Origin of the sequence: Photobacterium lutimaris (assembly GCF_003025555.1) — a bacterium.
Lineage (GTDB): Bacteria > Pseudomonadota > Gammaproteobacteria > Enterobacterales > Vibrionaceae > Photobacterium > Photobacterium lutimaris.
This window is the reverse complement of the sequence record NZ_PYMH01000020.1, coordinates 12,659-37,267: the sequence shown is the minus strand read 5'-3', so window position 1 is coordinate 37,267 and position 24,609 is coordinate 12,659. Positions and strand designations below refer to the sequence as shown.

The following is a 24,609-nucleotide window of genomic DNA, read 5'->3' as shown; positions in this document are numbered from 1 at the left end:
ACGTTGTTTTAATTGATCGGGAATTCGTGATGTTTTGCGCTAATAAAAGAAATAAAACGCCATCAATAAACATTGCCTTCGTATTGGGTAACTTCCTAATTGTTAATGCCATTTGTGCACAGCCAGTTAACACGGATGTAAGGCTGGATTATTCTTTATTAGAGTCGGTTACTGTCCATAGCTCACAAGCTCTTTGTCCTCTATCGACTAGCTCGGTCTGTTTCGATGGCCTGATAAGTAAGGTCTATAAAAACAATGGGTTTTTACCCATTTGGGATGATGATGAGTTGCGCCATGGTTTGTATATAAAGCTTGCGACTCTTCACCTGTCTGGTTTGTTAGCAGGAGCCAATCAACGGATATCTGAATTGAAAGCGTTAGAACGTGATAGTGATCAGCGAGGATTTGATATTCTGGCGACAGATAGCTATCTGGTTATAAAAGCGATAGTACAAGGCATTACAAGCAAACCGACGATACTGTTCCGCCATCAGAACCTTCAGCCGTTAAGTAATAGCGATATCGCTGATTATACAAATGAACTTGGTTATTATGATTTAGAGCAGGCCCGTTTCTTTAATCAACTCTATGCCGAACTGATACTCCCTTCATCGGTTCAAGCGGCCATTCGTCTAGCACAATCCCTTAATGATATCCCACCTCACACTTATACCCCTTCAAAACGAGGTGTCGTTAAGCAGGGGCAAGTTATTCCCAATGGGCACGCACTGTTAGATGTACTCAACACTTATGGGGATATAGATGTCGATGATTACTTGAGGGTTCGGCGTCAGTACTCTATTGCAAATATTGATGTTGTTAATCAAGCGATCAGGCGCTTTCAGCTAAGAAATGGTTTGGAGGATGACGGTGTCATTGGACCTGCAACATCACGACAAATCGCCTTGCCTTATGCAGAAGTTGCGCGCTTAATTGCGTTGAATCACTACCGTAACCAGCTTGGCGCAACAGGGGAAGAGCGTCCGACTATCAGGGTAAACATTCCGGATTACCGATTGCAGATCACTCATAACAAGGAAGTGGTCTTTGAATCCAAGGTTATTGTCGGGCGAACAACAAGGCCAACCAATTTATTCTCCTCTTCCATGAATATCATGGTGGTGAACCCGCGCTGGAATGTGCCAGAAACCATTAAAAAGAAAGATGTGATCCCGGGAATGAAGGCATCACCAGACTACTTACAGCAGAAGAACCTGACAATGATCCGCAGTTGGCGGGATCGGACAGAAATCTCCCCAGAGTTGGTGGAGTGGAGCAGCGTAAACCCCCATACTTTTCCCTATGAATTTATGCAAAAACCAGGCAGAGGCAATGCCTTAGGTAATGTGAAGTTCTTAATGCCCAATGATTATTCGGTCTATCTGCATGACACACCATCCCGAGGCCTATTCAACAAAGCCAAACGTAATCTCAGCTCCGGTTGTGTACGGGTAGAAAAGGCGGCTGAACTGGCTGAATATGTGTTGGATTACCAACAGCGTCCAGGTTGGCGTAACTATCAGCAACTGGTGAGTGACAGACGTACCGACACCATTACACTACCGCGTAGGATTGATGTGGATGTGACCTATGTGACCGCTTGGGTTGATAAGAACAACCAGTTGCAGCTACGGGAAGATATTTATGGTTATGACAGGCCGATTAAACGCCCGGTAAAGTTGAAATACTCAACGGTTAAAAACTATAGGCAGTAGTGTCTACCCTAGGCATATCAACGCATGAGGCTGGGTCAAGGCGATGTTAAGCAACAGAGTCCATGAATTAGTTGAGAGAGCATTGCTGGAAGGCGATATTAAGGCAAAAGTCGCGATTGATAAAATCAAACAAAAATCGATACCTGTGGTTGAAGAAAGGCCTCTGGTTGACACCACACCTTCTGAAGACAAGATGATACTAGACATCGAATTGCAATCCGAGCGGCTGAATGAAAATGCGATAAAGGTTGCACGAATTGTCGCAAGCCTTCCCTTCATTTTATGTATGTTTAGTTTTGTTGGACATTGATGAGCCCAAGGCATCGCCAATTAGCAAAATGGCGATAATGGTTGGCACAAGCTTGTGTTTATCTTTTTTGGCGTGAATTGGTAAATATCTAACTGATAGAAAACGTACCGTAGTGACATAGCCGAAACGAAGAGGAGCTAAGCTATGTCTCATCAGTTTAACCAGTACCGTCAGCTACTTAACCAATCTCTAGACCACGCCGTGAATTACCTGGAATCGTTGCCAGAGCGTCCTGTTGATAAGCATGTGACATCCGATGTACTGCGCCAGGCCATTGGAGGAGACTTGCCGATGTCGCCTAGCTGCCCTGATACCGTGCTTAACCAGTTAGCGGTTAATGTTGAGCAAGGTTTGATTGGCTCTGGTGGCCCGCGATTCTTTGGCTATGCCATTGGTAGCTCGTTCCCTGTGTCCATGGCAGCCGACTGGCTTGTGAGTGCTTGGGATCAAAATGTTCCTTACTATGTATCTAGCCCTTCGATGGCGATTGTTGAAGAAACGGCGGCTGAGTGGGTGCTGGAGCTACTCGGTTTGTCTCAGCAGGCCGGCCTTGGTTTTACATCTGGTGCTCAGGAAGCAATTTATACTGCATTGATCACTGCGCGCAATACACTGCTTCAGCGTGCTGGTTGGGATGTCGCCAAGCAAGGTCTGTACGGTGCGCCACGTATTAATGTTGTCGTGAGTGATCAAATTCACTCTACCATTAAGCGTGCTCTGTCGATGATCGGCATTGGCCTTGAAGATATCCATACTATTCCGACTGACGATAACCTCCGGATCATTGAGGATCATATCCCAGAAGTCCTGTCTCGTTGCGAAGGGCCAACGCTTGTTTGTGCGCAAGCCGGATGTATCGACTCTGGTGCCTTCGACCCGTTTGATGCACTGGCTGATGCTGTTGAGAGTCATCCAAATGCATGGCTGCATGTGGACGGTGCTATTGGGCTGTGGGCGGCAGTAAGTGACAAGCAGAAATACCTGGTTAAGGGTATTGAGCGAGTAGACTCCATCGATACCGACGGTCACAAGTGGTTCAACATGCCTTATGACTGCGGTCTGGTCATTGTAAAGGATGCATCGGCGTTGGCCTGTGCCATGGGCGGCAGCAACATGGGGGACTACCTCAATGACGCGATGGCCAAACCGGATCGCAATGCGATCAACTTTGGTATTTCCGCTTCTCGTCGTGCCCGCGGGGTACCGGTGTATGCGGCAATTAAAGCACTGGGTAAATCAGGCATTGAACAACATCTTGATAATTGCTGTGAGCTTGCCCAGCGCATGGCCGATAAGTTACGTGCCGTCGAGGGGATCACCATTCTGAATGATGTGGTCTCTAACCGCTTCTCAGCCCAATTCGGAACGGGCAACGACGAACAGCGCAACCAGCTCACCGAGCGCGTGGTACACCGCTTGCAGCAGGAAGGTTTCTGTTATCCGTCCACATCTGGCTACAAAGGGCTGAAGACCATGTTGTTCTCGGTGTTGAGCTGCCATACCAACGAGCAGGATATTGACCTTTCGGCAGAGAAAATTATCGCCGCTTTTGATATTGAGCGTGCGCTTTTCGAAAAGAGTACCAAGCAAAAACACGCTGGGGTATTAGAGCATGCTGAGTGCTGAATAACGTTTCTGGGTTGTGGTTTTTAAGAGCTTAAGGTGGAAAAGAGATGAAAGTATTAGTTAAAAATGCTTCCTTGTTTGACGGGGAGAATGAAGCGTTACGCCATGAATGCAGCCTGTTGGTGGAAGATGGGGTCATTGCTAAAATCTACCAATACGAAGCCGTACTTGAAGAGGTTGATCAGACGGTCGATGCGACGGGCTATACGGTCATACCGGGGCTGATAGATGCCCATACCCATATCGCACTGTCTGATAGCTTCGACAAGATTGATCTGATGACGCAGGAAGAAGTGGCTGTCCGTTCGACAGTGATTGCCAAGGAGATGCTGGAGCGCGGTTTTACCTCGGTGCGTGATGTTGGCAGTAACTGTTATGGCCTTAAGCAAAGCATCGACAATGGTTTTGTGCCGGGGCCAAGGATTTACCCGAGTTATGCGGGGATCTCGCAAACTTGTGGTCATGCGGACTATCGCCAGAACCGTGCGCAGCGTTCAAACTTCAATCGCGGCATCGAAGATTCCAGCTTTATGCGCCAGGGGCATCTGATTCTGGCTGATGGTGTGCCAGAGTGCTTGAAGCGCACCCGTGATCAAATATTCAAAGGTGCATCGCAAATCAAGGTCTTCGGCGGGGGCGGCGCTTCGTCATTGTTCGACCCACTGGATACGATCCAATACACCCGTGATGAACTGCGAGCCATCGTTGAAACCGTGACAAATTACGGGTCGTATGTCTGTAGTCATATCCATGCTCAGCCGGCAATGAAAATCGCGATTGAGGAAGGGGTGAAGTCGTTGGAGCACGCCACGTTTATGGATGATGAAGTTGCCAGTATGTGCCTCGATAAAGATATTTGGGTGGTACCGCAATATGCGACGGCAGAGCTAATTGCAAACCGACAGATCCCGCTTGGCAGCGAAATCTTGTACCAGAAGACCGAACGTGTCGGTAAAGGCTTGCTCAAGCAGGCTGAGTTAGTCGACAAGTACGGCTTGAAGTGTGCCTTCGGTACGGACTTGGTAGGAACGCCAGAGGTGCATGCCAAACAGAACATGGAGTTCTCGGCCCGTAAGAAATATTTCGGTTCGTTCAGAGGGATCAAGCAAGCCACCTCGGATACTGGAGAATTGTTGAAATTGTCCGGGCTGTTGGATCCGTATCCAGAAGCAAAGCTGGGGGTACTGTGTTCAGGGGCCTTTGCCGATATGCTATTTGTGAAGGGTAATCCTGTTGCAGATCTGGATATTCTGGCCAACCCTGACAACATCAAAGTGGTGATGAAGGGCGGGACGATCTACAAAGATACCCGCGAGTCTTTATAAAGGTAGGGCCCCTATAAAGCAAAAGCCGCCCGTGTTTTCACGAGCGGCTTTATCTATTTGGCTATCAAACCTTGAGATAGGCAGGATAGTTAAGCGGTTATGATACTTTCAGCTCTCGGGTCTTCCATAGTGAGCCGATAATCGCCGTGCTGATGGACAACACAATCACACCCAGGGAAACAGGTGTTGGAATGGCATAACTGGTTTCCATAAGCAGCATCTTGATACCGATAAAGCTCAAGATGAAAGCCAGTGCCGGACGTAGGTAGCAGAACCGGGTCAACATGCCTTCCAGTACGAAGTACAGTGAGCGCAGGCCGAGCAGGGCGAACACGTTAGCTGTCATGACCAGGAACGGCTCTTTGGTTACCGCGAAGATTGCAGGAATCGAATCAAGAGCAAACATGACATCGGTCAAGGCGATCACCGCGATCACAATCAACAACGGCGTCGCAATCCAACCTTTATTGTCTTTAACGAAGAACTTGTGATCTCTGTATTCATCAGAGACTCGGAAGCATTTTTTCACCATGCGCACGGGTAGCGACTGGGAAAAGTCTTCTTGTTCTTCTTCGTCTTCGCGCCACAACTTGTAACCGGTATACAGCAAGAATGCCGCAAACAGATACAATATCCAGTGGAACTGGGTAAGTAATTCTGCACCTACTGCGATCATGATAGCGCGCAGGATCAACGCACCAACAACACCCAGCATCAACACTCTAGGACGAATCGCTTCAGGCACGGCAAATTGGCTGAAAATCAATGCGAAGACAAACAGGTTGTCGACACTCAAGGATTTTTCGAGCAAGTAACCGGTTAAGAAGGCTGTTGCTGCTTCACTGTTGGTATAGCTGCTTTCTGGTGCCATCAAAGGCCAGTACAGGTAGATAACCACATTGAAGGCCAAAGCCAACATTACCCAAAACACACTCCACAGAGCTGCTTTTTTGATGGTGATTTTACCGCCGCGGGTTTGATACAAGTCCAGCGCCAACATAAAGATGGTTAGAACAGCGAACCCTTCATAGCTCAAAAGGCTCATAGTTTACTCCTTTCACGATCGAGTGCGCGAAAGGGCAGGATCAGGAGAGACCAGACCTTTCGCGCATTAATGTCATGGGCTACTTATTTACCCATAGGCAAATAAAGATAACCCTGCACGGATGTGCATGATTAATGGCGTTGGTCTCGTCAGGATGGTGTAGGGCTGGTGCTACAAATCCACCCTCGGCTGCCGGAAGTCTAAGACTTCGAGATGACGACAGACGAACAATTGGTGACTACTCCCCAAAGCAGGCGCATTCTAAAAGCAAATTTCACAATGCGCTAGTGATAATTTACGCCGAATACATAAAAAGTAAATTTATTATCTCGAAGTGGCTTCAAGTTGCTCTGTATCTGGCTATTTGAAGTAACTTGGATATTTACTTTCTTTGTCATAAAGCTTTCATAGATGCGCGTTAATTTATCCTTGTCAGTTTGGTCTATACCAAGATAGGTGGTGAATAATGCTCAAGGACAATGATAACTTCCAACCATATTGGTTTGCTCAGGCGATGGGCATTGAAGTTTTAGCCCAACCCCATGTATTAAAGAATGATATCCAAACCGACGTCTGTATTGTCGGCGGCGGTTACACTGGTTTGTGGACGGCGATTAATTTGAAGCAAACGCAGCCAGATTTGGATATTGTTGTGATCGATAAGGGATTGTGCGGCAGCGGTGCATCGGGTCGAAACGGTGGCTGCATGTTGACATGGTCGACCAAATATCTGTCGATGAAAAAACTTTATGGCGAAGAGAAGGCCGCTCAACTGGTCTCGGCCTCAGAGCAAGCGATTTATGAAATCGAAGCGTTCTGCAATGAGCACGATATCGATGCCCAGCTGCGTCGCCATGGCACTTTGTATACTGCGACGAACACTGCCCAAGAGGGCTCGATGGTAGGTGTCTTACACGCACTGAACAAGCAGGATATCAATAGCTGGCAAGCGTGGGAAAAAGATAAAGTCCAATTAGATGCAGGATCAAAAATCCACAGTGAAGGGTACTACTCACCGGCGGCAGCCAGTGTCCAGCCTGCGATGTTGGCTCGAGGACTGAAACGTGTCGCAGAAAGTTTAGGGGTAAAGGTGTATGAAAATACCCCAATGGAGGATATCAACACTGAAGTTCCAATTACCATCACGACACCACAAGCGGATATCTTTGCTAAAAAAGTAGTATTGGCCCTCAATGCCTGGATGCTAGAACAGTTTCCTGAATTCAAGCGTAGTGTGGTACTGGTTTCGTCTGATATGGCTATCACCAAGCCGATCCCAGAGAAGCTAGATGAAATGGGGCTGAAAGACGGTAAGACGATTGTTGATTCGCGAACGTTTGTTCATTACTACCGCTCGACCCCGGATGGACGGTTGATGCTGGGTAAAGGCGGCAACTATTTCTCGTTTGCTAACCGCATCAGCAAGGTATTTGATCAGCCAAGCCGCTATCAATCATTGCTGCGAAGTGCTTTTAATCGCTTTTTCCCATCACTGGCTGAGCAATCATTCGCAGCGACATGGACGGGGGCATCAGATCGTTCGGTAACCGGTATGCCATTTTTCGGTCAGCTCAAGCAGAATAAAGACATTGTTTATGGTTTGGGTTATTCGGGCAATGGTGTCGCACAAACTTGGATAGGCGGTAAAATCCTCTCGTCCATGGTGCAAGAGCAGCAAAATAAGTGGACTGAATGCGGCTTGGTATCAGGCCCGAAAGGTTACTTCCCACCTGAGCCGATCCGCTGGACCGGTGCAATGATAGTGCGTAATGCGATCCGTCGCAAAGAAGCGGCTGAAGATGCCGAACAAAAGCCAGCATGGGTTGATAAGCAGTTGGCCAAGTTTGCCGATGCCGCAGGTAAGGCGGATAAGGGTTGATGAGTCAGAATTAAACGAGGTTATTCTCATTAGGTGACATAACTTGTAACACAACCTGCTATTAATTGCTTTTCAGTTTCATTGGGCAGCTTATAATGTCACGAGTAATTACCTTGGGTAGGTTGTATGTTGATTAAGCGTCTCTACACAATATGTCTGTTCGTATTATCGTTGTGTGTAAACACCGCGATGGCGCAGCATATCGAGTCGTTCAATGACGCCCTGTTTTGTCCAGCCACTTCTGTCCAGCCAGCGACTGGCTTAATCGGATTGGCCGAGATCAGTTGGCAAGTGCCCCCCTCGGAAGTGACAATCATTACCCAAGATGATGATCGCTCAGTCTTTGACGAGAAGCGTGGGTCTTATATTTTCAACGCACTTCGTCGTCTGAAAAGCGTGGATCAGTGTGCCAGTATGGGGATCTCTCCTGATTATGTATTGGTGACTGAGCTAGCCCCTCCATCCCTAATGATGATGGCACTGACTCCTTCGGTGCTACCTCCATTCCAATCTCACTGGATCAGTGAAATTACCTCAAGCCACCACCGTCTTTCCGGTTGGAAAGAGGGCAATTTACTCTATAGCCACCGCTTCGGTTAATCCGCTTAGTTCCCTATCTTATTTAAGTTAACAAAGTGTATCTGTGGATGATCGTGATTGATCACCACTGCCTCTTGTATAAAAGAGCGCCTGTAAATAGGGGTTCTCTAAATAAGGGTTATGCGATGGACGGTACATGTCCTTCTCAACGAGTTAAAAGAGTTATCTCCAACTGGAGATCTATCGTGTTAATTCTGATTGCGTTGCTGCTGGTTGTAGTTAGCAGGCCGAGTTCACCCATCATACATTCTTCACTGAAGGTGAATGAGTACATCGAACATAGGTTGAATGAGATGAAAGTTAATCAGGAAGGGAATTTAGCTTCTCGAATGTTAGTGGATTTGATGTTTGGAAACGTTCGCGGTGGCGAAATAAATAATTAATGGGTATCTGCTGTCAATATGGCAGTCAAGAACGCCGGAAGTGCCGGTAGTTACGTTTGGAGTAATATATGCAAGAGATGTTATTGGCTATATGGCATCATGATTTTGAAACTCTACAGCAAGTGAGTTCATTGCAATGGTTTCTGTTGTTACTGACGGTGATCTTGCTTTTAGAATCGAGCTTCGTGTTTTTGCCATTACCCGGTGATGGGCTGGTATTGTTTGCCGGTGGCATGATAGGGCTCGGGATTTTAGATTTTCCTACCACGGTAGCGGCACTGTGTTTTGCGGCTACGTTGGGCGGGTTTATCGGCTATCTTCAGGGGCGAGTGCTACACCGAACCGGCTTTGTTAATTGGCTTGAACGCATGTTACCGCAGGAATCTTTGCCGAAAGCACGGCGACTGCTGAACAAGTATGGTTTCCTGTCACTGTTTATTTCGCGTTTTGTGCCTTTTGTTAGGGTGTTAACCCCTATGCTGATGGGTATCGCCAAGCTGAGTGCCTGGCGTATGGTACTGATTAGCACCATGAGTTCGTTGATCTGGTGTCTGATTTTGTTGCTTGTTGGTAAGTGGGTGATGCTTAGCCCGATGCTAAGTGAATACCAGCAGATCCTGACCAAAGGTTTGGTAATGTTAAGTTTCACCTTGATGATATCGGCGATTGTTGGCTTGGTGTACCGGATGGTTAAGTCACGCTATGTGACATACCGTCAGCCGCAGCGATAAATGAAAAAAGCGAAACACCGTGATGCCTTTTTGGTCAAGGGCATCCGGTGTTTCGTTCTTATTCGCTCTGGGTTAAGGTATAGCTTACTCGCTAGCGCAATCGAGTAAGATCGCTTCAAGCTTATTCAGTCCTTCATTCAATACATCGGTTTCTATGGTCAGAGGTGGAAGAAGCCTGATGACGTTACCTTTAACACCGCATGATAGAAGGATAAGACCAGCATCTTGTGCCTTACTGATAACGGCTTTCGTGAGTTCGGGTAGCGGCTTACCTGACGTTGGGTCTGTAAACTCAATGGCAATCATTGCACCAAGCGTACGTACATCACCAATGCTGCTGACTTTGGAGCGAATCGTCGCTAGTTTGGCGGAGACAATTTCGCCAATATCCAGTGCCTTGCGGCAAAGCTGCTCTTCTTCAATGATCTTCAGTACTTCCAATCCTGCGACACAACCCAGTGGAGAGCCGGCATAAGTTCCGCCCAAACCGCCGGGTAGGGCTGCATCCATGATTGCGGTCTTGCCGACAACGGCCGAGATAGGGAAGCCGCCAGCAATGCCCTTCGCCATCGTCATTAAGTCTGGCTCAATATCTAAGTATTCCGTTGCAAACAATTTCCCGGTGCGGGCAAAGCCAGTTTGTATTTCATCGGCTATTAATACGATACCGTGTTGATCACATAAGGCTCGAACACGTTGGGCAAACTCGGCTGGAGCTTGATAGAACCCACCTTCACCTTGTACGGGCTCAAAGATAATGGCGGCGACACGGTTTGGCTCAATATCACAGCTAAAGAGATCTTCAATCGCGTTTAAGCTGTCATCAACGGAAATGCCATGGAACGCATTTGGGTATGGTGCGTGGTAGATTTCATTGGGGAATGGACCAAAACCGGCTTTATAAGGTGCAACTTTCCCCGTTAACCCCATCGTCATATTGGTGCGGCCGTGAAAGCCACCTTTGAATGCAATCACCCCGCTTCGCTTGGTATGAGCCCGAGCAATCTTAATGGCATTTTCAACTGCTTCGGCACCCGTGGTGAGAAAAACTGCCTTTTTCTCGGATTCTCCGGGAGCGAGTTGAGTCAGTTTTTCTGCCAGTTCGACAAAAGAGCCGTAAGGCGTCACCATTGCGCAGGTGTGAGAGAATTGCTCAAGTTGGGCTTTTACCGCCTCGGTGATCCTAGGGTGAGAGTGGCCAGTGTTATTGACGGCGATACCAGCAGCAAAATCGATGTACTGATTGTCTTCGATATCCCAAACAATGGCATTTTGAGCCTTTTTCACATACAGAGGGTAAAGCGCCCCCATGCCTTGGGCGATCACTTGTTGTCTTTTATTGTGCAGGTCTTGATTGGATTTCATGGCTAATTTCCTTTTATGCTATACCGCCAAAACACATGTATTTAATATCTAGGTATTCATCTAGTCCCTGTTTGGCACCTTCACGGCCAATGCCAGACTCTTTTACACCACCGAATGGGGCTATTTCAGTGGAGATGATCCCTTCGTTGATCCCGACCATGCCGTAGTCCAACGCCTCGGCAACTTTCCAGATCCGCTTGATATTGTGGCTGTAGAAATATGAAGCGAGGCCGTAGGGGGTGTCGTTGGCCATTTCGATTAATTCTTCATCAGTATCAAAGCGCAAAATTGGGGCGACAGGGCCAAAGATCTCTTCCTGAACGATGTCCATATGCTGTTCAACATCCACCAGAATTGCCGGTGACAAAAATAGCCCATCGTGCTGATGTTGTGGGGTTACCAGTGTTGCTCCTTGCTCACCAGCGTACTGGATAATGTGCTCTACTTTTTCTTTTGCGGCTTGGCTGATCATTGGGCCAAGTGTGACGCCATTGTCCAAGCCGTTACCGATTTTGAGTTCGGCAGCGGCGGCTCTGAACTTCAGGACAAATTCGTCGTGGACTTTACTGTGAACGTAAAAGCGGTTGGCACAGACACAAGTCTGGCCTGCATTACGAAATTTTGAGGCGATAGCACCTTGTACGGCACTCTCGATATCTGCATCGTCAAAAACAATGAACGGGGCGTTACCACCGAGTTCCATGGACGTTCTTTTTACCGTATCGGCACACTGCGCCATGAGAAGCTTTCCGACTCGGGTAGAGCCGGTAAAAGAGAGCTTTCTGATAAGCGGGTGATGGGTAAAAGTATCACCGACTGATTTGGCGTTTGAGCTGCAAACCACTTGGAAAACATCCTTGGGGATTCCTGCTTGATATGCTAGCTGGGCGATTGCCAATGCTGAGCATGGCGTTAGCTCTGACGGTTTGACGATAAAGCTGCAACCCGCAGCAAGTGCAGGTGCCGCCTTACGGGTGATCATCGCAATAGGGAAATTCCAAGGCGTGATGGCACAAGTCACCCCAACGGGTTGTTTAACCGTGATAACACGGCGGTCTGCGGTATGGCCTGGAATGGAATCACCGTAAGCCCGTTTGCCTTCTTCAGCAAACCATTCGACGAAGCTGGCGCCATATAGCACTTCTCCTTTTGCTTCGGCGAGAGGTTTACCCTGTTCTAACGTCATCAAGCGGGCGAGATCATCTTGGTTTTCTATGATCAGCCGAAACCACTTAGTCAGCTTGGCTGCGCGCTCTTTAGCCGTGAGTGATGCCCATGACTTTTGAGCAAGGTGCGCGGTTTCAATAATGTCACAAAGCTGCGCTGACGTAGTGGTTTTCACGTGCCCTAATACCGCCATGGTGGCAGGATTGGTGACTTTTAGGGTGTGACAGTCCGGTTCGCTCATAAAAGAGAGCAAACTCTTGTTCTTTATCTGTTCCATAATGTGTCCTAGTTAATGCTAATAACTAGCCTTACTCCAAGGCTTTAGGTAAAGACGTGCTTGTTGATGAGAGGTTATGTGGCACCTCCCGTAGGGATTTGTTGGGTAATACAATGAATGTTGCCACCGCCCAGTAAGACTTCGCGGGTCGGAATGCTGACAATCTGGTGGTCGGGGAGGGCATTTTGCAAAAGTGATTTAGCCATAGGGTCGGTCAGGCAGTCTAATTCCGGCAGGAAAATTGTCTTGTTGATCATCAGAAAATTCGCATAAGAGCCGCCCAAGCGTTCACCGGCACTTCGCTTCATACCCTTTGAGGGGGTAATACCTGCGGCTTCGTTTTCCTTCAAATACAGAGGTCCCGGGATAGGTAGTTTAATGACTTCAATGGTGCGCTCTTTGGCATCCAGGCTATTGACCAAAACCCGAAGCGCTTCACGTGATATCTGATATTGCGGGTCATTGACATCATCGGTCCAGCTAAGAACAACTTTACCAGGGGCAATAACGTGGAGCAGGTTGTCAATGTGTCCATCGGTCTCGTCATTGAACAGCCCTTTGGGTAGCCAGATCACCTTAGTGATACCAAGATAGTCGGCGAGGTACTGCTCTATTTCATCTTGGGTTAAGTCAGGGTTGCGCCCCTGGCTTAATAGGCACTCAGAGGTTGTGTAAAGTGTACCTTCACCGTCGGTGTGGATAGCCCCGCCTTCAAGGACAAATGGCGCACGGTAGTGATCGATATCAAGATGGTTACAAATTCTTTCTGCCACTTTGTCATCATCACTCCAAGGGGAATACAACCCATTGAAATCGCCCCCCCACGCGTTGAAGCGCCAGCTGATCCCACGTTTTTCACCTCTAGCGTTTGTGACTATTGTCGGGCCAATATCACGCATCCAGGCATCATTGTAAGCCATGACCTCAAGTTGAACGGAGGGACTCAGCTGTCGCCTCGCTTCGTCTCGCTGCGCTTCACTGACGGCGACCGTAACAGGCACGACCCGATTGATTTCATTTGCCACTTCTGCGAAAGCTTGTTGAGCGGGTTTGGCATCATTACGCCAATTGTCTTGACGTTCAGGCCATGCAAGCCAAACTGCTTGCTGGGGAGCAAACTCAGCAGGAAAGGTAAAGCCATCTTGTCTAGGTGTTGTTACAAGTTCCATATACAAGCTCTCTATGCTGGTGGTGAGCTGATTACCGCTTCATTTTATGGGCATCAACGTTATTCATGCCGATGCCCGTTAGCAGTTCAGGTTTTAGCCGTATTATTTTGTGCTGAGGGAATTAACCTGGCCGTATAAATCGGGACGGCGGTCCCTAAACAGTCCCCAGCTATGGCGTGCTTTTACAGTCGTATCGAGGTCGATCTGCGCATAAATAATGCCTTCCTCATCACGCGAAGCTTCTGCGAGTTTGTCACCCGTATGATCGGTAATGAACGAGGAGCCATAGAAGGTCGTTTCAATACCGTCATCAGATTCAATCCCAGTGCGGTTTGATGCAATTACAGGCACTAAGTTAGCCGCTGAATGTCCTTGCATGGTACGCTGCCAGTGTCCTTGGGAATCCAAGGTAGGATCTTGTGGCTCCGAGCCAATGGCGGTCGGGTAGAAGATCGCTTCTGCACCTTGTAGTACCAACGCACGTGCGAGCTCTGGAAACCATTGATCCCAGCAGATCCCTGCGCCAAACCGACCAAATTTTGTATCCCACACCTTGAATCCAGTATCGCCCGGGCTGAAATAGAATTTTTCGCTGTAGCCCTGACCATCGGGAATGTGTGACTTCCGGTAATTGTCCAGCACAGTACCATCGGCATCTATCATGACGAGCGAGTTGAAAAAAGTATTGCCGCTTTTCTCGAAATAGCTGATAGGGAGCACGACATTAAGCTCTTTGGCAATGTCGCTCATTATACGAATAAGTGGACTGCCTTCGAGGCTTTGTGCTAATTCGAAGTATTTGGCATCTTGCTTCTTGCAAAAGTAAGGTGCTGCAAACAGTTCTTGTAAAACAACCACATTGGCACCATTGGCGGCGGCTTCTTTTACACTCTGGCGGATCTTTTCGAGGTTTTTATCGAGATCCCAGCTGATAGCGAGTTGCACTGCAGCAAAAGTTACTTTTCTTGTCATGAAATCGTCCTTGAGGTTCTTAGATTGCCAGTTTGTCGCGAAGGTTGTAGTAAGCTGCACCCATTGCCGTGAAAGGAATTTGGAAATGGCGACCGCCCGGGAAGGCGTAATGCTTGAGTGAAGCAAAGGCATCAAAGCGTTCGGCATGACCGGTTAGTGCTTCTGCCAGTAACTTTCCTGCTAGGTGAGTACAGGTAACCCCGTGGCCACTGTAGCCTTGCAAGTAGTAGATGTTGTCACTGAAGCAGCCAAACTGCGGCATACGGGAATAAGTAAGTAGGAAGTTACCTGTCCACGCATAGTCGAATTGGATCCCTTTGAGTTGTGGGAATACCTTGTCCATTTTCGGGCGGATTATCTGCTCGATATTTTGTGGGTCACGGGCACCGTATACAACACCGCCACCAAACAATAATCGCTTATCGGCTGTTAGACGGAAGTAATCGAGTAGGTAGTTGCAATCTTCAACACAGTAATCTGAAGGAAGAATCGTCTTGAGTTGTTCTTCATTTAACGGTGCTGTCGCGACAACCTGGGTGCCACACGGAATGGCTTTGTTGCTGATGTTTGGTGCCAGTCCACCGAGATATGCATTACCTGCCAAAACAAGGTATTTGGCTTTAACAGCCCCTTTTTCTGTGTGGGCAACGGGCATTTGGCCTTTCTCAATACGGGTCACCGCAGACTGTTCGAAAATCTGGCCTCCCATTTTGACAAATGCATTGGCTTCACCGAGTGCCAATTTGAGCGGGTGAATATGACCACCACTCATATCAAGCAAGCCCCCGACATAGGCATCGGTTCCCACTGCTTGCCTAACGTCATCTTGATCCATCAGGGTCAGCTGAGTATTACCATAGCGTTCCCAATTTTTCTTATGCTCTTCAAGCCCTTGAAGCTGTTTGTTATTGAGCGCAGTGAATAGGCCACCTTGTTTTAGGTCACAGTCGATATTGTGATCTTTGACAAGCTGACGAATGATATCACCCCCTTCGAAAATCATGTTGCACAACTTGGACGCTGTTTTTGAGTCATAGCGTTGTTCGATAACATCGACATCTCGGCTGTAACTGTTGACGATTTGGCCGCCATTTCGCCCTGTAGCACCAAAGCCAACCTTGGCACTTTCAAGCACTGCAACACGGAAGCCTTTTTCAGCAAGGTGCAGGGCCGAAGACAGGCCAGAAAACCCGGCACCGACGACACAAATATCGACTTCAATGTTATCTTGAAGCTGCGGATAGGTCGGCATATTGGGCACAGAGTTGGCGTAGAATGAATCAGTGTGTGTGGTCATGGTCTAATCCTTTAGTTGGCTACAGGCGAATCCAAGTGGTTTTTGTTTCAGTAAATTTATCAAAAGCATGCAATGACTTATCACGTCCGTTGCCACTCATTTTGAATCCACCGAACGGTACTGTCATATCCCCTTCGTTGTAGTTGTTTACCCAGACCGAACCGGCTTCCAGCTGTTTTGCCACTCGGTGTGCTTGGCTCAGGTCCGATGTCCAAACGGCAGCCCCGAGGCCATACTGTGAGTCGTTGGCGATGCGAATGGCATCCTCTTCATCCTTGAAAGAGATAACACACAGTACAGGCCCGAAAATTTCTTCCTGAGCAACCCGCATTTCATTGCTGACGTTATCTAAAATGACTGGAGCAACAAATGCCGCATCTCCTTTGACATCGCCACCGCAAATCACTGTTGCGCCTTCTTCTTGGGCTAGGGTGACGTAATCGAGGACTTTTTGTTTATGCTCATTATCAATGAGCGTGCCCATACAGCAGCTTGGATCAAGCGGATCCTTTGGGGCAAAACGTTGAGCGGCAGTAACAACTTTGTCTATAAATTCATCTTTAATGCTCTCCTCAACGAGAAGTCGGGTTGCTGCTACACAGACTTCACCTTGGTTATAGAAGCAGCCCCCGGCCGCTTCGGCTGCGGCCTGATCAAGATTGCTATAATTCGCGAAAACGATATTTGCATTCTTACCGCCAGCTTCGGCCCAAACTCGCTTGAGGTTCGTTTCGCCGGAGTTCACCATTAACTGACCCGCAACCTTGGTTGAGCCGGTGAATGTAATACAGTTGACATCATAATGGCGGGCCAGGGCCTCACCTGCTTCGTGGCCAAGCCCGGTGATAACTTGGAAGACGCCGGCTGGAAATCCAGCCTCATTGGCAAGCTGTCCAAGGTAGATAGCCGTTAGGGAGGATTTCTCTGAGGGCTTGAGGATGACACTGTTACCTGCCGCGAGAGCTGGCCCGAGTTTCCAGCACGCCAGCCACAGCGGAAAGTTCCACGGCACAATCGCTGCAACAACCCCGATTGGCTGGTGGCTAATAAAAGCGTGCACGTCTTTTTCGGTCGGGGCCACTTCGCCATAGACTTTATCTAATGCTTCGGCATACCAACGCAATGAAGCGGCTGCACCGGGAATATCTGTACTGTAAGCATGGGCGATTGGCTTGCCGGTATCGAGTGATTCCAGCAGAGCCAACGTGTCATGATGAGATGTAATTAAGTCTGCAAAGCGCTGAAGTATGGCTTTGCGGCTAGCGGGGCTTTGGTTCTGCCAGTCACCAGCCTGGAAGGCTTGGCGAGCATGTGAAACCGCAATATCGACATCTTGTTGTTTGCAGCGGGCAATATCAGCAAGCTTCTTTCCTGTTGCAGGATTGACAGTTTCAAACGTTGCATTATCTAATGCTTGGCAATATTCACCATTAATAAAGGCGCGGGTTTCAAGCTTCGTTTGGTTCTGTAATTCAATCCATTCCATTTGCGATTTCATACACTCTCCTTAAAAGGACAGGGTGCTAGAAAGTCGCTGGTGTGTGCGCGCTAATAATTCTGCAAACCCTGTCGGATCTATTTGTAAATTTATGGGCAATGGTCGTGTCAATGAGATACGATTCGCCTTGACGAATAAGGTATATTTCTCCGTTGTATTCCAGTTCTATTTCACCTTCGAGCACGGTGCCGGCTTCTTCGCCTTCATGGCGGATTTCTGAAGCACCAGTGCTTGAATGAGGGCTATATTCTTCGATAAGAAACCCCATTTTTCGCTCAGTCGTGCCATTACTGACTAATTTCATCGAAACAGCTTCACTGCCTATTTCAACTAATTCATCTTCAGGAATGACGACTTTAATTTTTTCTTTTCTGTCTTGTTCGAAGGTGAAGAACTCGGACAAAGAAAGAGAAAATACATTAACAATTTTCTGTAAAGAGCTGACGGAAGGGCTGACCTTACCGTTTTCAATTGACGAGATGGCACTGTTTGTCATCTGTGCTCTTTCGGCTAACTCACGTTGTGATAACCCTTTTTGCTTACGTAAGTTGGCGATTTTTTTTCCTATCGCTTCGTTGTCCACTTAGCCTGACTCCATTTCGTTGTGATGAAGCCATAATAAAGTGTTTAAATAAAAATTGAGAGAACTGATTGTGTTTTGCTTGCCATTCTGGGTGCCATTGCACGCCAACAAAATAAGGATGGCCATCAAGGCTAACAGCTTCTATTAAACCATCGGTCGCACAAGCTTCAACGCGTAGGTCCGGCGCGAGCTTTTTAATTCCTTGGTTATGTAAGGTATTAACCGGTATCTCTTTCTGTTCGCTAAGCCATTGAGAGAAATGACCACCATGCTCAACCATCACTGAATGCTTTTCTGTATATTTTTGTGCGAAATCATCTGTGGCATCTTCGCGATGATCATTAAAGCCGGCTTGATGGACAAATGGATAAAGTGATCCGCCCATCGCAACATTGATCTCTTGGAAGCCTCGGCAAATACCCAGTGTTGGAATATTGTTCTCTATGGCTTGTTCAATTAATTGAAACACTAAATCATCACGGCCTTCATCAATCATATTTTCATTGTGTTTTGCCCCGTAGCGGTGGGGGGCAACATTTGAGTGGCTACCGGGTAATAAAATCCCATCAACATTCTTTAATAGGTTTTGTAATTGATTGCCTTTGGCTGCTGCAGGGAATAGCAACGGAACGCCGCCAAAGTCAGAGACTGCATCAATGTAAAACTGGTTAACAGATTGGATAGCATAGCCACTCAACGTCTTTTCACAGCATGCAATAGCAATGACTGGCAAATTATTCATTGTTGTTGTTCCTTGCTCGAAATATTTAACACTTAAGTTACAAATCGAATGCCGTTACCGCAAGTTTGATTGGGGTGTGGAATGCTTTTTTTGTGATTTCTGTCACCAAAATGGCAATTTTGAAGATTATTTGTGTTCGAAATATTGAGCATTTCAGGGTTTATGTTAATAATTTGTTTCAGGTTTGGTGTGTTGGTGTTTCTCTCATTTTTGGATAAGTTGTTAATTTAAGAGAAATATTTTTCATATCTACATGTTGTGTTATTAGTTTTGCGTTCTAAATAATTGATGGGCGATCAAAACCAACAACACCTGATATCAAGAAATCTCCTGGGAGAATAATGTATGGATGCATTTGATTCTGAGGTCAGAAATTTTTTACAAAAATGGCCTGAAATAGAATTTGTAGACTTGGTTTTTACGGATATTAATGCGTGTCCGCGTGGAAAGCGCATTCCCATTAAAGCGCTGGGAAAAGTCAAAAAAGGTGTACCTCTTCCTGTCTCAACAATTAGTTTGAACATGGCGGGAAGCGTAGTAGAGGAAGCTGGGCTGGGTGAAGAGTTGGGAGAACCGGATCATTTATGCTTCCCGATACCCAATACGTTAACGAGAACGGTAAACCCCAATGTGGCCCAATTGCTATTGACGATGATGGACGCATCAGGCGAAAAGCCGACATCTTTATTCATTCGTAATGTTTTGGAAGATTTACAAAAACAGCTTCATAGTAAAGGTCAGTTTCCTGTTGTCGCATTGGAATTGGAGTTCTATCTGGTTGATAAGAGTCGGATGGAGAATGGCTTAGTTAAGCCCGCTTTCAATCCAAAGAAAAGGATGCAAGAAAGAGATACCGCTGTATATGACATAGAGAATCTCGATGATTATGCTGATTTTCTCTCTGATCTTAATACTGCAGCGGCTGAGCAAGAGCTGAATACATCAGGCGCACTGTCTGAATCAGCCCCAGGTCAATTTGAAATTAATTTCAATCACCAACAAGATGTGCTTAATGCCTGTGATCAAGTATTGCTCACCAAACGGTTAATTCGCCAAGTGGCCCACCTGCATAACTTCGATGTCACCTTTATGGCCAAACCGTTTGCCCATGAGGCGGGTAATGGACAACACATTCATCTAAGCATCGTTGATGAGGCCGGAAGGAATTTGTTCTCAGATCAAAAGGGTGCAGCAAGCCCGTTTTTCTATCAAACCTTAGCCGCCATGATCCATGCTGTCCCCAGTTCAATTGCACTGCTTTGCCCAAACGTCAATTCTTACCGCCGTTTCTCGGCGGGGTCATATACACCAACGAAAGCCGATTGGGGCCATAACCATCGGGGCGTTGCCTTAAGAATCCCGATGAGTGACAGCAACAACCGCCGGATCGAGCACCGTATAGCAGGTGCAGATGTTAACCCCTATATATTGGCTTCGGTCGTGTTAGCCAATGTACTTGCCGCAGAGACGTTCACTCCAGAACAATGCCCGGAAGCGCTGAGTGAGACAGCTCCGTCCATTCCCACTCGTATGTCTGATGCACTCGCAGAACTAGAAAGAGGGGAATTTGGGAATTACTTACCGACAGAGTTTTTACACATTTATCATGCTTGCAAGCAAAGTGAGCTTGCTGAGTTCGAAAGTGCTGTAACTCCATTAGAAGTTGAATGGATGCTGCATTCCGCCTAAAGAAGAGGGAATTTGTATGACAACCCAAAACACGGTGCTTGAAACACCGGTGAAGTTCAATAGTAGTTACTGGCTCTATCTGTTTGCTGTATTTGGCGCCATCATCGGTTTTGCATCGATTGGCAGCCTCCATGAAGAGGGGCAGGCATATGGTTGGCTAAGTTTGTTACCAACGGTATTCGTGCTGGCCTTTGCTCTTTTAACCCACCGTACTGTTGAAGCACTGTTTAGTGGGGCCATCATGGGACTTTTGATGATCGAACCTACCGAGTTTGTCGGTGGTGTTGTCGATGTATCAATGAGCGTGATGATGGATGAAACGATTGCTTGGGTCATTTTGGTCTGCGGCTTAATGGGAGGGTTAATCGCTATCCTTGAGAAAGGTGGCAGTATCCTTAGCCTAAGCCAGGTGTTAGTCAATAAAGTGAAAAGCCGTAAGCAATCAATGCTGTTGACTTTTGTGTTAGGTATCTTGGTATTCATTGATGATTATCTGAACGCCATCGCCATTTCATCATCAATGAAGAGGATCACAGATAGCTACAAAATCTCTAGAGAGAAACTGGCTTACCTTGTTGACTCAACTGCTGCGCCAATCTGTATCATTATTCCTATCTCGACATGGGCCGTCTTTTTCAGCTCACTACTCGAAAGCAATGATATCGCGGCTTCCGGTGAAGGCTTGAGTGTCTATATTCAGGCTATCCCGTACATGGCCTATGGTTGGGTGACGCTTGCGGTTGTATTCCTTGTTGCTATGGACAAGTTGCCAAATATTGGGGCAATGAAAAAGGCTGAACTGCGGGCTCAGCAGGGACAGGTAAAACCAGAGGGCGCGACAGAAATTAACTTTGGTGAAAATATCAAGCCGCATTCAAATGCCACATTGGGTGTACTGAACTTTGTTTTGCCTATGGTCGTGCTGGTTGCAGCAAGCTGGTACTTTGATATTGACCTGTTAGCCGGTGTATTTGTCGCTATTATGTTCACTATCTTTTTCTATGGCATGCAGCGGCTGCTGTCTTTAAGTTCAATGTTTGATGCTATCTATGATGGGATAAAAGTTATGATGGTTCCATTGGCAACCGTCGTTGGTGGCTTCATGCTGAAGAACGTCAATGATCAACTGGGACTGACGGAATATGTTATCGAAGCGGTTTCACCATGGTTATCGCCCACTTTGTTCCCTGTCATTATTTTCTTGGTGATGACGGCATTGGTATTTGCAACGGCATCATCTTGGGGCCTATTCGCAGTAGCGATGCCAATTGTTTTCCCACTGGGTGCGCATCTTGGTGTACCTGTTCACATAACGGTCGGTGCGTTGCTTTCTGCCTCTGCGGCAGGTAGTCATTCATGCTTCTTCAGTGATTCAACGGTATTGTCGGCTCAAGGTTCAGGTTGTACTGCGATGCAGCATGCTCTCACTCAGATGCCATATGCATTAATTGGAATTATTTCAACTGCTGTCTTTTTCGTGGTTGTTGCCTAACGTATTTGTGGTTAAATATTTGTTTTAATCGATAAAAAGTCAGGTCTGAAAGGTCCTGGCTTTGCTGCATTTGAACAAATAAATGTCTTATGGTTATTTGGGCAGCATGGCGACCGACTCGATGCAAATAGCATCATGGCGCCAGTACTCCAAGTCACAGTCAATGACATTGTCGTTCTGATCGTAATTCAGGCGCTCGACCAGCATCGCAGGGCTACCAGCTGTCGCTCGCAGGTACTGAGCCGTTTCACCAAGTAGCGAAGTGGTGCTGACGCGGTATCGGGTTTTCGAATAGATCACGCCATACTCCTCTTTATAGAGGGTTGTCAGTGATGAGATAAATGACTTCTCAAGCAAGTTGGGAAAGTATTTGGGTAGTATAAAGTTGGTCACGACCACGACTGGACGCTCATCAAGAAAACGTAAGCGGTCGATACGATAGACTTCTGATAGGGGGGGCACGTTAAGCAATGATGCAGCTCGTCGGCTGGCGGGCATTCGCTTGGCATCGATGAGTTCTGTACGGGCAATACGGCCTTGCTCTTTCGCCATCTGTGGAAAGTTAGTGGTGTAGGTCGGGTCGTAGCTCAACGGAGTCGGTGAGACAAACCAGCCCCGGCGGTCTTCGCGGTACAGCTTCCCTTCTGCTTCTAATAAGGCGAGGGACTCACGCAAGGTCACCCTTGTGGTATTGAATGATTCAGCGAGCCGACGCTCGGCTGGCAACTTATTCCCAGCTGCAAGAAGACCAGCTTCAATCTGCTCGTTGATGGCTTCCATGATTTTTAAATATTGCACAATTGATCCTATGTAAATGCTAATTCGATTACCCTTGATAAGTGACTCGCGTAGAGGGTAAAAGCAATCGGATTGGCATTATATCGTTATCATTTCTGAAGTTCTGTATAAAAAGAATAAACGGCAATGTGACGTTATAGGGGGTCTATTACCGTTTGGTGAATTGAAGCATGTTTAGTGGTGATTAACCAAAGTCATGCTATTAACGTTTACGCCAGGCTTGGGTGTAACGCTCAATTATCTGGATAGTACCGACATGACTAAGCTTCACAACCGCAGCGGTAAGTAAAATCATGACTGCCATTGCTGAAGCTGGGCCAGTTTGGCCTGCATCGTCCATGTTCAGTACCGAGACCGACGCTGGCATAGTATTGGTTGCGTACAAGAATACGATAGCCGATGTTGTGGTCATGGCATTGACGAACATGTAGACCGCAATTTCCAGTACTGCCGGTAGGCATACAGGCAGGGTAACCTTGAAGAACACCTTGTACTGAGGCATTTTGATCGATGCCGAAATCGCTTCCACTTCTGCTGGCAGTTGTTTAAGTGCCGTCAGTGCTGTCATATGACCGACGGTGTAGTAGTGGATCACTGTGTTTATCACCAAGATAGCCATGGTGCCGTAGAGCACCGACATTGGGTTTGCTTGGTTATTGAAGAAGAAGATGTAACCCAAACCCAAAACCATGCCCGGTACCGCCATCGGAATAATCGCAATCATCTGAAGCAGATTACGAATAGGTGTAAAGGCACGGCCTTTTTCCATACAGTAGGCACCAATGAAAATCACAATCGTACCAAACACCGCAACCAGACTCGCCAGCTTGATTGAGTTGAAGTAAGGGGCCCAGCCATAGGTACTGAATTGACCGAAGTTGTAATTGTTTAGGCTAAGGGTCAGGTTCCAAGGCCAGAAGGTGACCAACGACCCATAAACAGCCATACCAATCACCGCCAATATGCACAGAGAAATCAGGCTACAGAACAGGAAGCACAGGCCATCACGTAGTTTGTTTGGTTCAGGTGTGTATGCGACCGAGCGAGAGTCGAATAAGCCTTGCTGTTTCTTCTTTACCCAGCGATCAACGGTGAACGCTAAAATGGCAGGGGTAAGCAAGATAACACTGGTTACCGCACCCATTGAGAAGTTTTGCTGGCCAACGACTTGCTTGAAAATATCGGTTGCCAGCACGTTGTAGCTGCCGCCGATAACCTTTGGAACACCAAAGTCACATACCACGAGGGTGAAGACGACAATCAAGGCACTGATCAGACCGTATTTGGCGGCTGGTAAGGTAACAACGAAAAATGTTTTGAACGGCGATGTATTCAATGCCTTAGCTGCTTCATACAGACGGGCATCCGATGTTTTTAGCGAGGTGGTCAAGATCATCACCGCATGAGGGAAAGTCCAAAAGATCAAACCCAACGCTATCCCGATTGGTCCGTACACCGAGTTGCCCATCAACACTTCCTTGGCGATCCCTTGATTACCGAACAGGTAGATCAGGCTGATTGCCGGTAGAAGCGACGGTGCCAAGATCGGTGCCGCGCCCAGAACATTGAATAGGCCTTTGAGTGGCATACAGCTACGCGTTAGGGCATAGGCATAGCCAAAGGCGAGAAAACCAACAAAGAAAGTGACGGTTAAGCCGATACTGACGGTATTTTTCAATGATTGCCACAGCGCGGGTGAAGAAAAGTAGTTGGCAAAGTTCTGTAGGCCAACAAACTCCCCTTGGTTGTTCAGCACACTTTTCTGCAGCATGGCAAACATTGGGCCGAGTACAAAGATCCCAAGAAAGATCAGAAGCATAAGGAGAATGACAGCAAGGGTGATGTTATCTCGGCTCAGCGAGTTTCTACACACAGTTAGGCGCTGTTCAATGCTTGGTTGACGTGAGGTTGTTACACGTTCATTGGTAATTGCGTTCATCTTTATA

20 protein-coding genes are annotated in these 24,609 nt (G+C 47.3%); 9 read left to right on the top strand and 11 right to left on the bottom strand.

Features of this window, described 5'->3' with window-relative positions:
* Positions 1–29 precede the first annotated feature (29 nt).
* From C9I99_RS25180 to C9I99_RS25165, 4 genes are all read left to right on the top strand, one after another.
* Positions 30–1,715 (top strand): L,D-transpeptidase family protein, encoded by a 1,686-nt coding sequence (locus tag C9I99_RS25180; protein ID WP_107351586.1) that lies wholly within the window; start codon positions 30–32, stop codon positions 1,713–1,715.
* 43 nt (positions 1,716–1,758) lie between these two features.
* Positions 1,759–2,025, top strand: a complete 267-nt coding sequence (locus C9I99_RS25175; RefSeq protein ID WP_107351585.1) for a hypothetical protein — start codon at positions 1,759–1,761, stop codon at positions 2,023–2,025.
* A gap of 144 nt (positions 2,026–2,169) precedes the next feature.
* Positions 2,170–3,651: a pyridoxal phosphate-dependent decarboxylase family protein gene (locus tag C9I99_RS25170; protein WP_107351584.1), complete on the top strand. Its 1,482-nt coding sequence runs from the start codon at positions 2,170–2,172 to the stop codon at positions 3,649–3,651.
* A gap of 47 nt (positions 3,652–3,698) precedes the next feature.
* Positions 3,699–4,976: a metal-dependent hydrolase family protein gene (locus C9I99_RS25165; protein WP_107351583.1), complete on the top strand. Its 1,278-nt coding sequence runs from the start codon at positions 3,699–3,701 to the stop codon at positions 4,974–4,976.
* Positions 4,977–5,073: 97 nt separating this feature from the next.
* Here C9I99_RS25165 and C9I99_RS25160 read toward each other — a convergent pair whose 3' ends face one another.
* Positions 5,074–6,021 (bottom strand): TerC family protein, encoded by a 948-nt coding sequence (locus tag C9I99_RS25160; protein WP_107351582.1) that lies wholly within the window; start codon positions 6,019–6,021, stop codon positions 5,074–5,076.
* A 466-nt stretch (positions 6,022–6,487) separates the two neighbouring features.
* Between C9I99_RS25160 and C9I99_RS25150 the strand changes: the two genes are divergently transcribed.
* The 3 genes from C9I99_RS25150 to C9I99_RS25135 all read left to right on the top strand — a co-directional run bounded on the left by C9I99_RS25150 (position 6,488) and on the right by C9I99_RS25135 (position 9,614).
* Positions 6,488–7,900, top strand: coding sequence for an FAD-dependent oxidoreductase (locus C9I99_RS25150; protein WP_107351580.1), 1,413 nt, complete (start codon positions 6,488–6,490; stop codon positions 7,898–7,900).
* A gap of 126 nt (positions 7,901–8,026) precedes the next feature.
* Positions 8,027–8,500, top strand: a complete 474-nt coding sequence (locus tag C9I99_RS25145; RefSeq protein ID WP_107351579.1) for a hypothetical protein — start codon at positions 8,027–8,029, stop codon at positions 8,498–8,500.
* A 451-nt stretch (positions 8,501–8,951) separates the two neighbouring features.
* Entirely contained in the window at positions 8,952–9,614 is a 663-nt protein-coding gene (locus C9I99_RS25135) for a DedA family protein (RefSeq protein ID WP_107351577.1), read from the top strand.
* An 84-nt stretch (positions 9,615–9,698) separates the two neighbouring features.
* Here the strand turns inward: C9I99_RS25135 and gabT are convergent, their stop codons facing one another.
* The 8 genes from gabT to C9I99_RS25095 all read right to left on the bottom strand — a co-directional run bounded on the left by gabT (position 9,699) and on the right by C9I99_RS25095 (position 18,684).
* On the bottom strand, positions 9,699–10,979 hold the full coding sequence (gene gabT, locus C9I99_RS25130; protein WP_107351576.1) for a 4-aminobutyrate--2-oxoglutarate transaminase: 1,281 nt from the start codon (positions 10,977–10,979) through the stop codon (positions 9,699–9,701).
* Positions 10,980–10,992: 13 nt separating this feature from the next.
* On the bottom strand, positions 10,993–12,423 hold the full coding sequence (locus C9I99_RS25125) for an NAD-dependent succinate-semialdehyde dehydrogenase (protein WP_107351575.1): 1,431 nt from the start codon (positions 12,421–12,423) through the stop codon (positions 10,993–10,995).
* 74 nt (positions 12,424–12,497) lie between these two features.
* Complete coding sequence (gene aguA, locus C9I99_RS25120) at positions 12,498–13,592, bottom strand: agmatine deiminase (RefSeq protein WP_107351574.1); 1,095 nt, start codon at positions 13,590–13,592, stop codon at positions 12,498–12,500.
* 102 nt (positions 13,593–13,694) lie between these two features.
* Complete coding sequence (gene aguB, locus C9I99_RS25115; protein WP_107351573.1) at positions 13,695–14,564, bottom strand: N-carbamoylputrescine amidase; 870 nt, start codon at positions 14,562–14,564, stop codon at positions 13,695–13,697.
* A 19-nt stretch (positions 14,565–14,583) separates the two neighbouring features.
* The gene (locus C9I99_RS25110; protein ID WP_107351572.1) at positions 14,584–15,861 is read right to left on the bottom strand and encodes an NAD(P)/FAD-dependent oxidoreductase; all 1,278 of its coding nucleotides are present in this window, start codon (positions 15,859–15,861) and stop codon (positions 14,584–14,586) included.
* Positions 15,862–15,880: 19 nt separating this feature from the next.
* A complete protein-coding gene (locus C9I99_RS25105) occupies positions 15,881–17,359 on the bottom strand; it encodes an aldehyde dehydrogenase (RefSeq protein ID WP_107351571.1) in 1,479 nt (492 codons plus the stop codon).
* A gap of 25 nt (positions 17,360–17,384) precedes the next feature.
* Entirely contained in the window at positions 17,385–17,942 is a 558-nt protein-coding gene (puuR, locus tag C9I99_RS25100; protein ID WP_107351570.1) for an HTH-type transcriptional regulator PuuR, read from the bottom strand.
* Complete coding sequence (locus tag C9I99_RS25095; protein ID WP_107351569.1) at positions 17,899–18,684, bottom strand: gamma-glutamyl-gamma-aminobutyrate hydrolase family protein; 786 nt, start codon at positions 18,682–18,684, stop codon at positions 17,899–17,901. Before C9I99_RS25095 ends, puuR begins: the two co-directional genes overlap by 44 nt.
* A gap of 345 nt (positions 18,685–19,029) precedes the next feature.
* Between C9I99_RS25095 and C9I99_RS25090 the strand changes: the two genes are divergently transcribed.
* Complete coding sequence (locus C9I99_RS25090) at positions 19,030–20,373, top strand: glutamine synthetase family protein (protein WP_107351568.1); 1,344 nt, start codon at positions 19,030–19,032, stop codon at positions 20,371–20,373.
* 16 nt (positions 20,374–20,389) lie between these two features.
* A complete protein-coding gene (locus tag C9I99_RS25085) occupies positions 20,390–21,865 on the top strand; it encodes a Na+/H+ antiporter NhaC family protein (protein WP_107351567.1) in 1,476 nt (491 codons plus the stop codon).
* A 93-nt stretch (positions 21,866–21,958) separates the two neighbouring features.
* Here C9I99_RS25085 and phnR read toward each other — a convergent pair whose 3' ends face one another.
* Positions 21,959–22,663, bottom strand: a complete 705-nt coding sequence (phnR, locus tag C9I99_RS25080; RefSeq protein WP_107351566.1) for a phosphonate utilization transcriptional regulator PhnR — start codon at positions 22,661–22,663, stop codon at positions 21,959–21,961.
* A 202-nt stretch (positions 22,664–22,865) separates the two neighbouring features.
* Positions 22,866–24,602, bottom strand: a complete 1,737-nt coding sequence (locus C9I99_RS25075) for a putative 2-aminoethylphosphonate ABC transporter permease subunit (RefSeq protein ID WP_107351565.1) — start codon at positions 24,600–24,602, stop codon at positions 22,866–22,868.
* Positions 24,603–24,609: the final 7 nt, after the last annotated feature.

Coding starts and splice junctions, on each gene's coding strand:
- aguA (WP_107351574.1), bottom strand. CDS start 13,592: ATGGAACTTGTAACAACACCTAGACAAGATGGCTTTACCTTTCCTGCT.
- C9I99_RS25110 (WP_107351572.1), bottom strand. CDS start 15,861: ATGACCACACACACTGATTCATTCTACGCCAACTCTGTGCCCAATATG.
- C9I99_RS25170 (WP_107351584.1), top strand. CDS start 2,170: ATGTCTCATCAGTTTAACCAGTACCGTCAGCTACTTAACCAATCTCTA.
- C9I99_RS25180 (WP_107351586.1), top strand. CDS start 30: ATGTTTTGCGCTAATAAAAGAAATAAAACGCCATCAATAAACATTGCC.
- gabT (WP_107351576.1), bottom strand. CDS start 10,979: ATGAAATCCAATCAAGACCTGCACAATAAAAGACAACAAGTGATCGCC.
- C9I99_RS25090 (WP_107351568.1), top strand. CDS start 19,030: ATGGATGCATTTGATTCTGAGGTCAGAAATTTTTTACAAAAATGGCCT.
- C9I99_RS25145 (WP_107351579.1), top strand. CDS start 8,027: ATGTTGATTAAGCGTCTCTACACAATATGTCTGTTCGTATTATCGTTG.
- C9I99_RS25165 (WP_107351583.1), top strand. CDS start 3,699: ATGAAAGTATTAGTTAAAAATGCTTCCTTGTTTGACGGGGAGAATGAA.
- C9I99_RS25085 (WP_107351567.1), top strand. CDS start 20,390: ATGACAACCCAAAACACGGTGCTTGAAACACCGGTGAAGTTCAATAGT.
- C9I99_RS25150 (WP_107351580.1), top strand. CDS start 6,488: ATGCTCAAGGACAATGATAACTTCCAACCATATTGGTTTGCTCAGGCG.
- C9I99_RS25135 (WP_107351577.1), top strand. CDS start 8,952: ATGCAAGAGATGTTATTGGCTATATGGCATCATGATTTTGAAACTCTA.
- C9I99_RS25075 (WP_107351565.1), bottom strand. CDS start 24,602: ATGAACGCAATTACCAATGAACGTGTAACAACCTCACGTCAACCAAGC.
- C9I99_RS25160 (WP_107351582.1), bottom strand. CDS start 6,021: ATGAGCCTTTTGAGCTATGAAGGGTTCGCTGTTCTAACCATCTTTATG.
- C9I99_RS25105 (WP_107351571.1), bottom strand. CDS start 17,359: ATGAAATCGCAAATGGAATGGATTGAATTACAGAACCAAACGAAGCTT.
- aguB (WP_107351573.1), bottom strand. CDS start 14,564: ATGACAAGAAAAGTAACTTTTGCTGCAGTGCAACTCGCTATCAGCTGG.
- C9I99_RS25125 (WP_107351575.1), bottom strand. CDS start 12,423: ATGGAACAGATAAAGAACAAGAGTTTGCTCTCTTTTATGAGCGAACCG.
- C9I99_RS25095 (WP_107351569.1), bottom strand. CDS start 18,684: ATGAATAATTTGCCAGTCATTGCTATTGCATGCTGTGAAAAGACGTTG.
- C9I99_RS25175 (WP_107351585.1), top strand. CDS start 1,759: ATGTTAAGCAACAGAGTCCATGAATTAGTTGAGAGAGCATTGCTGGAA.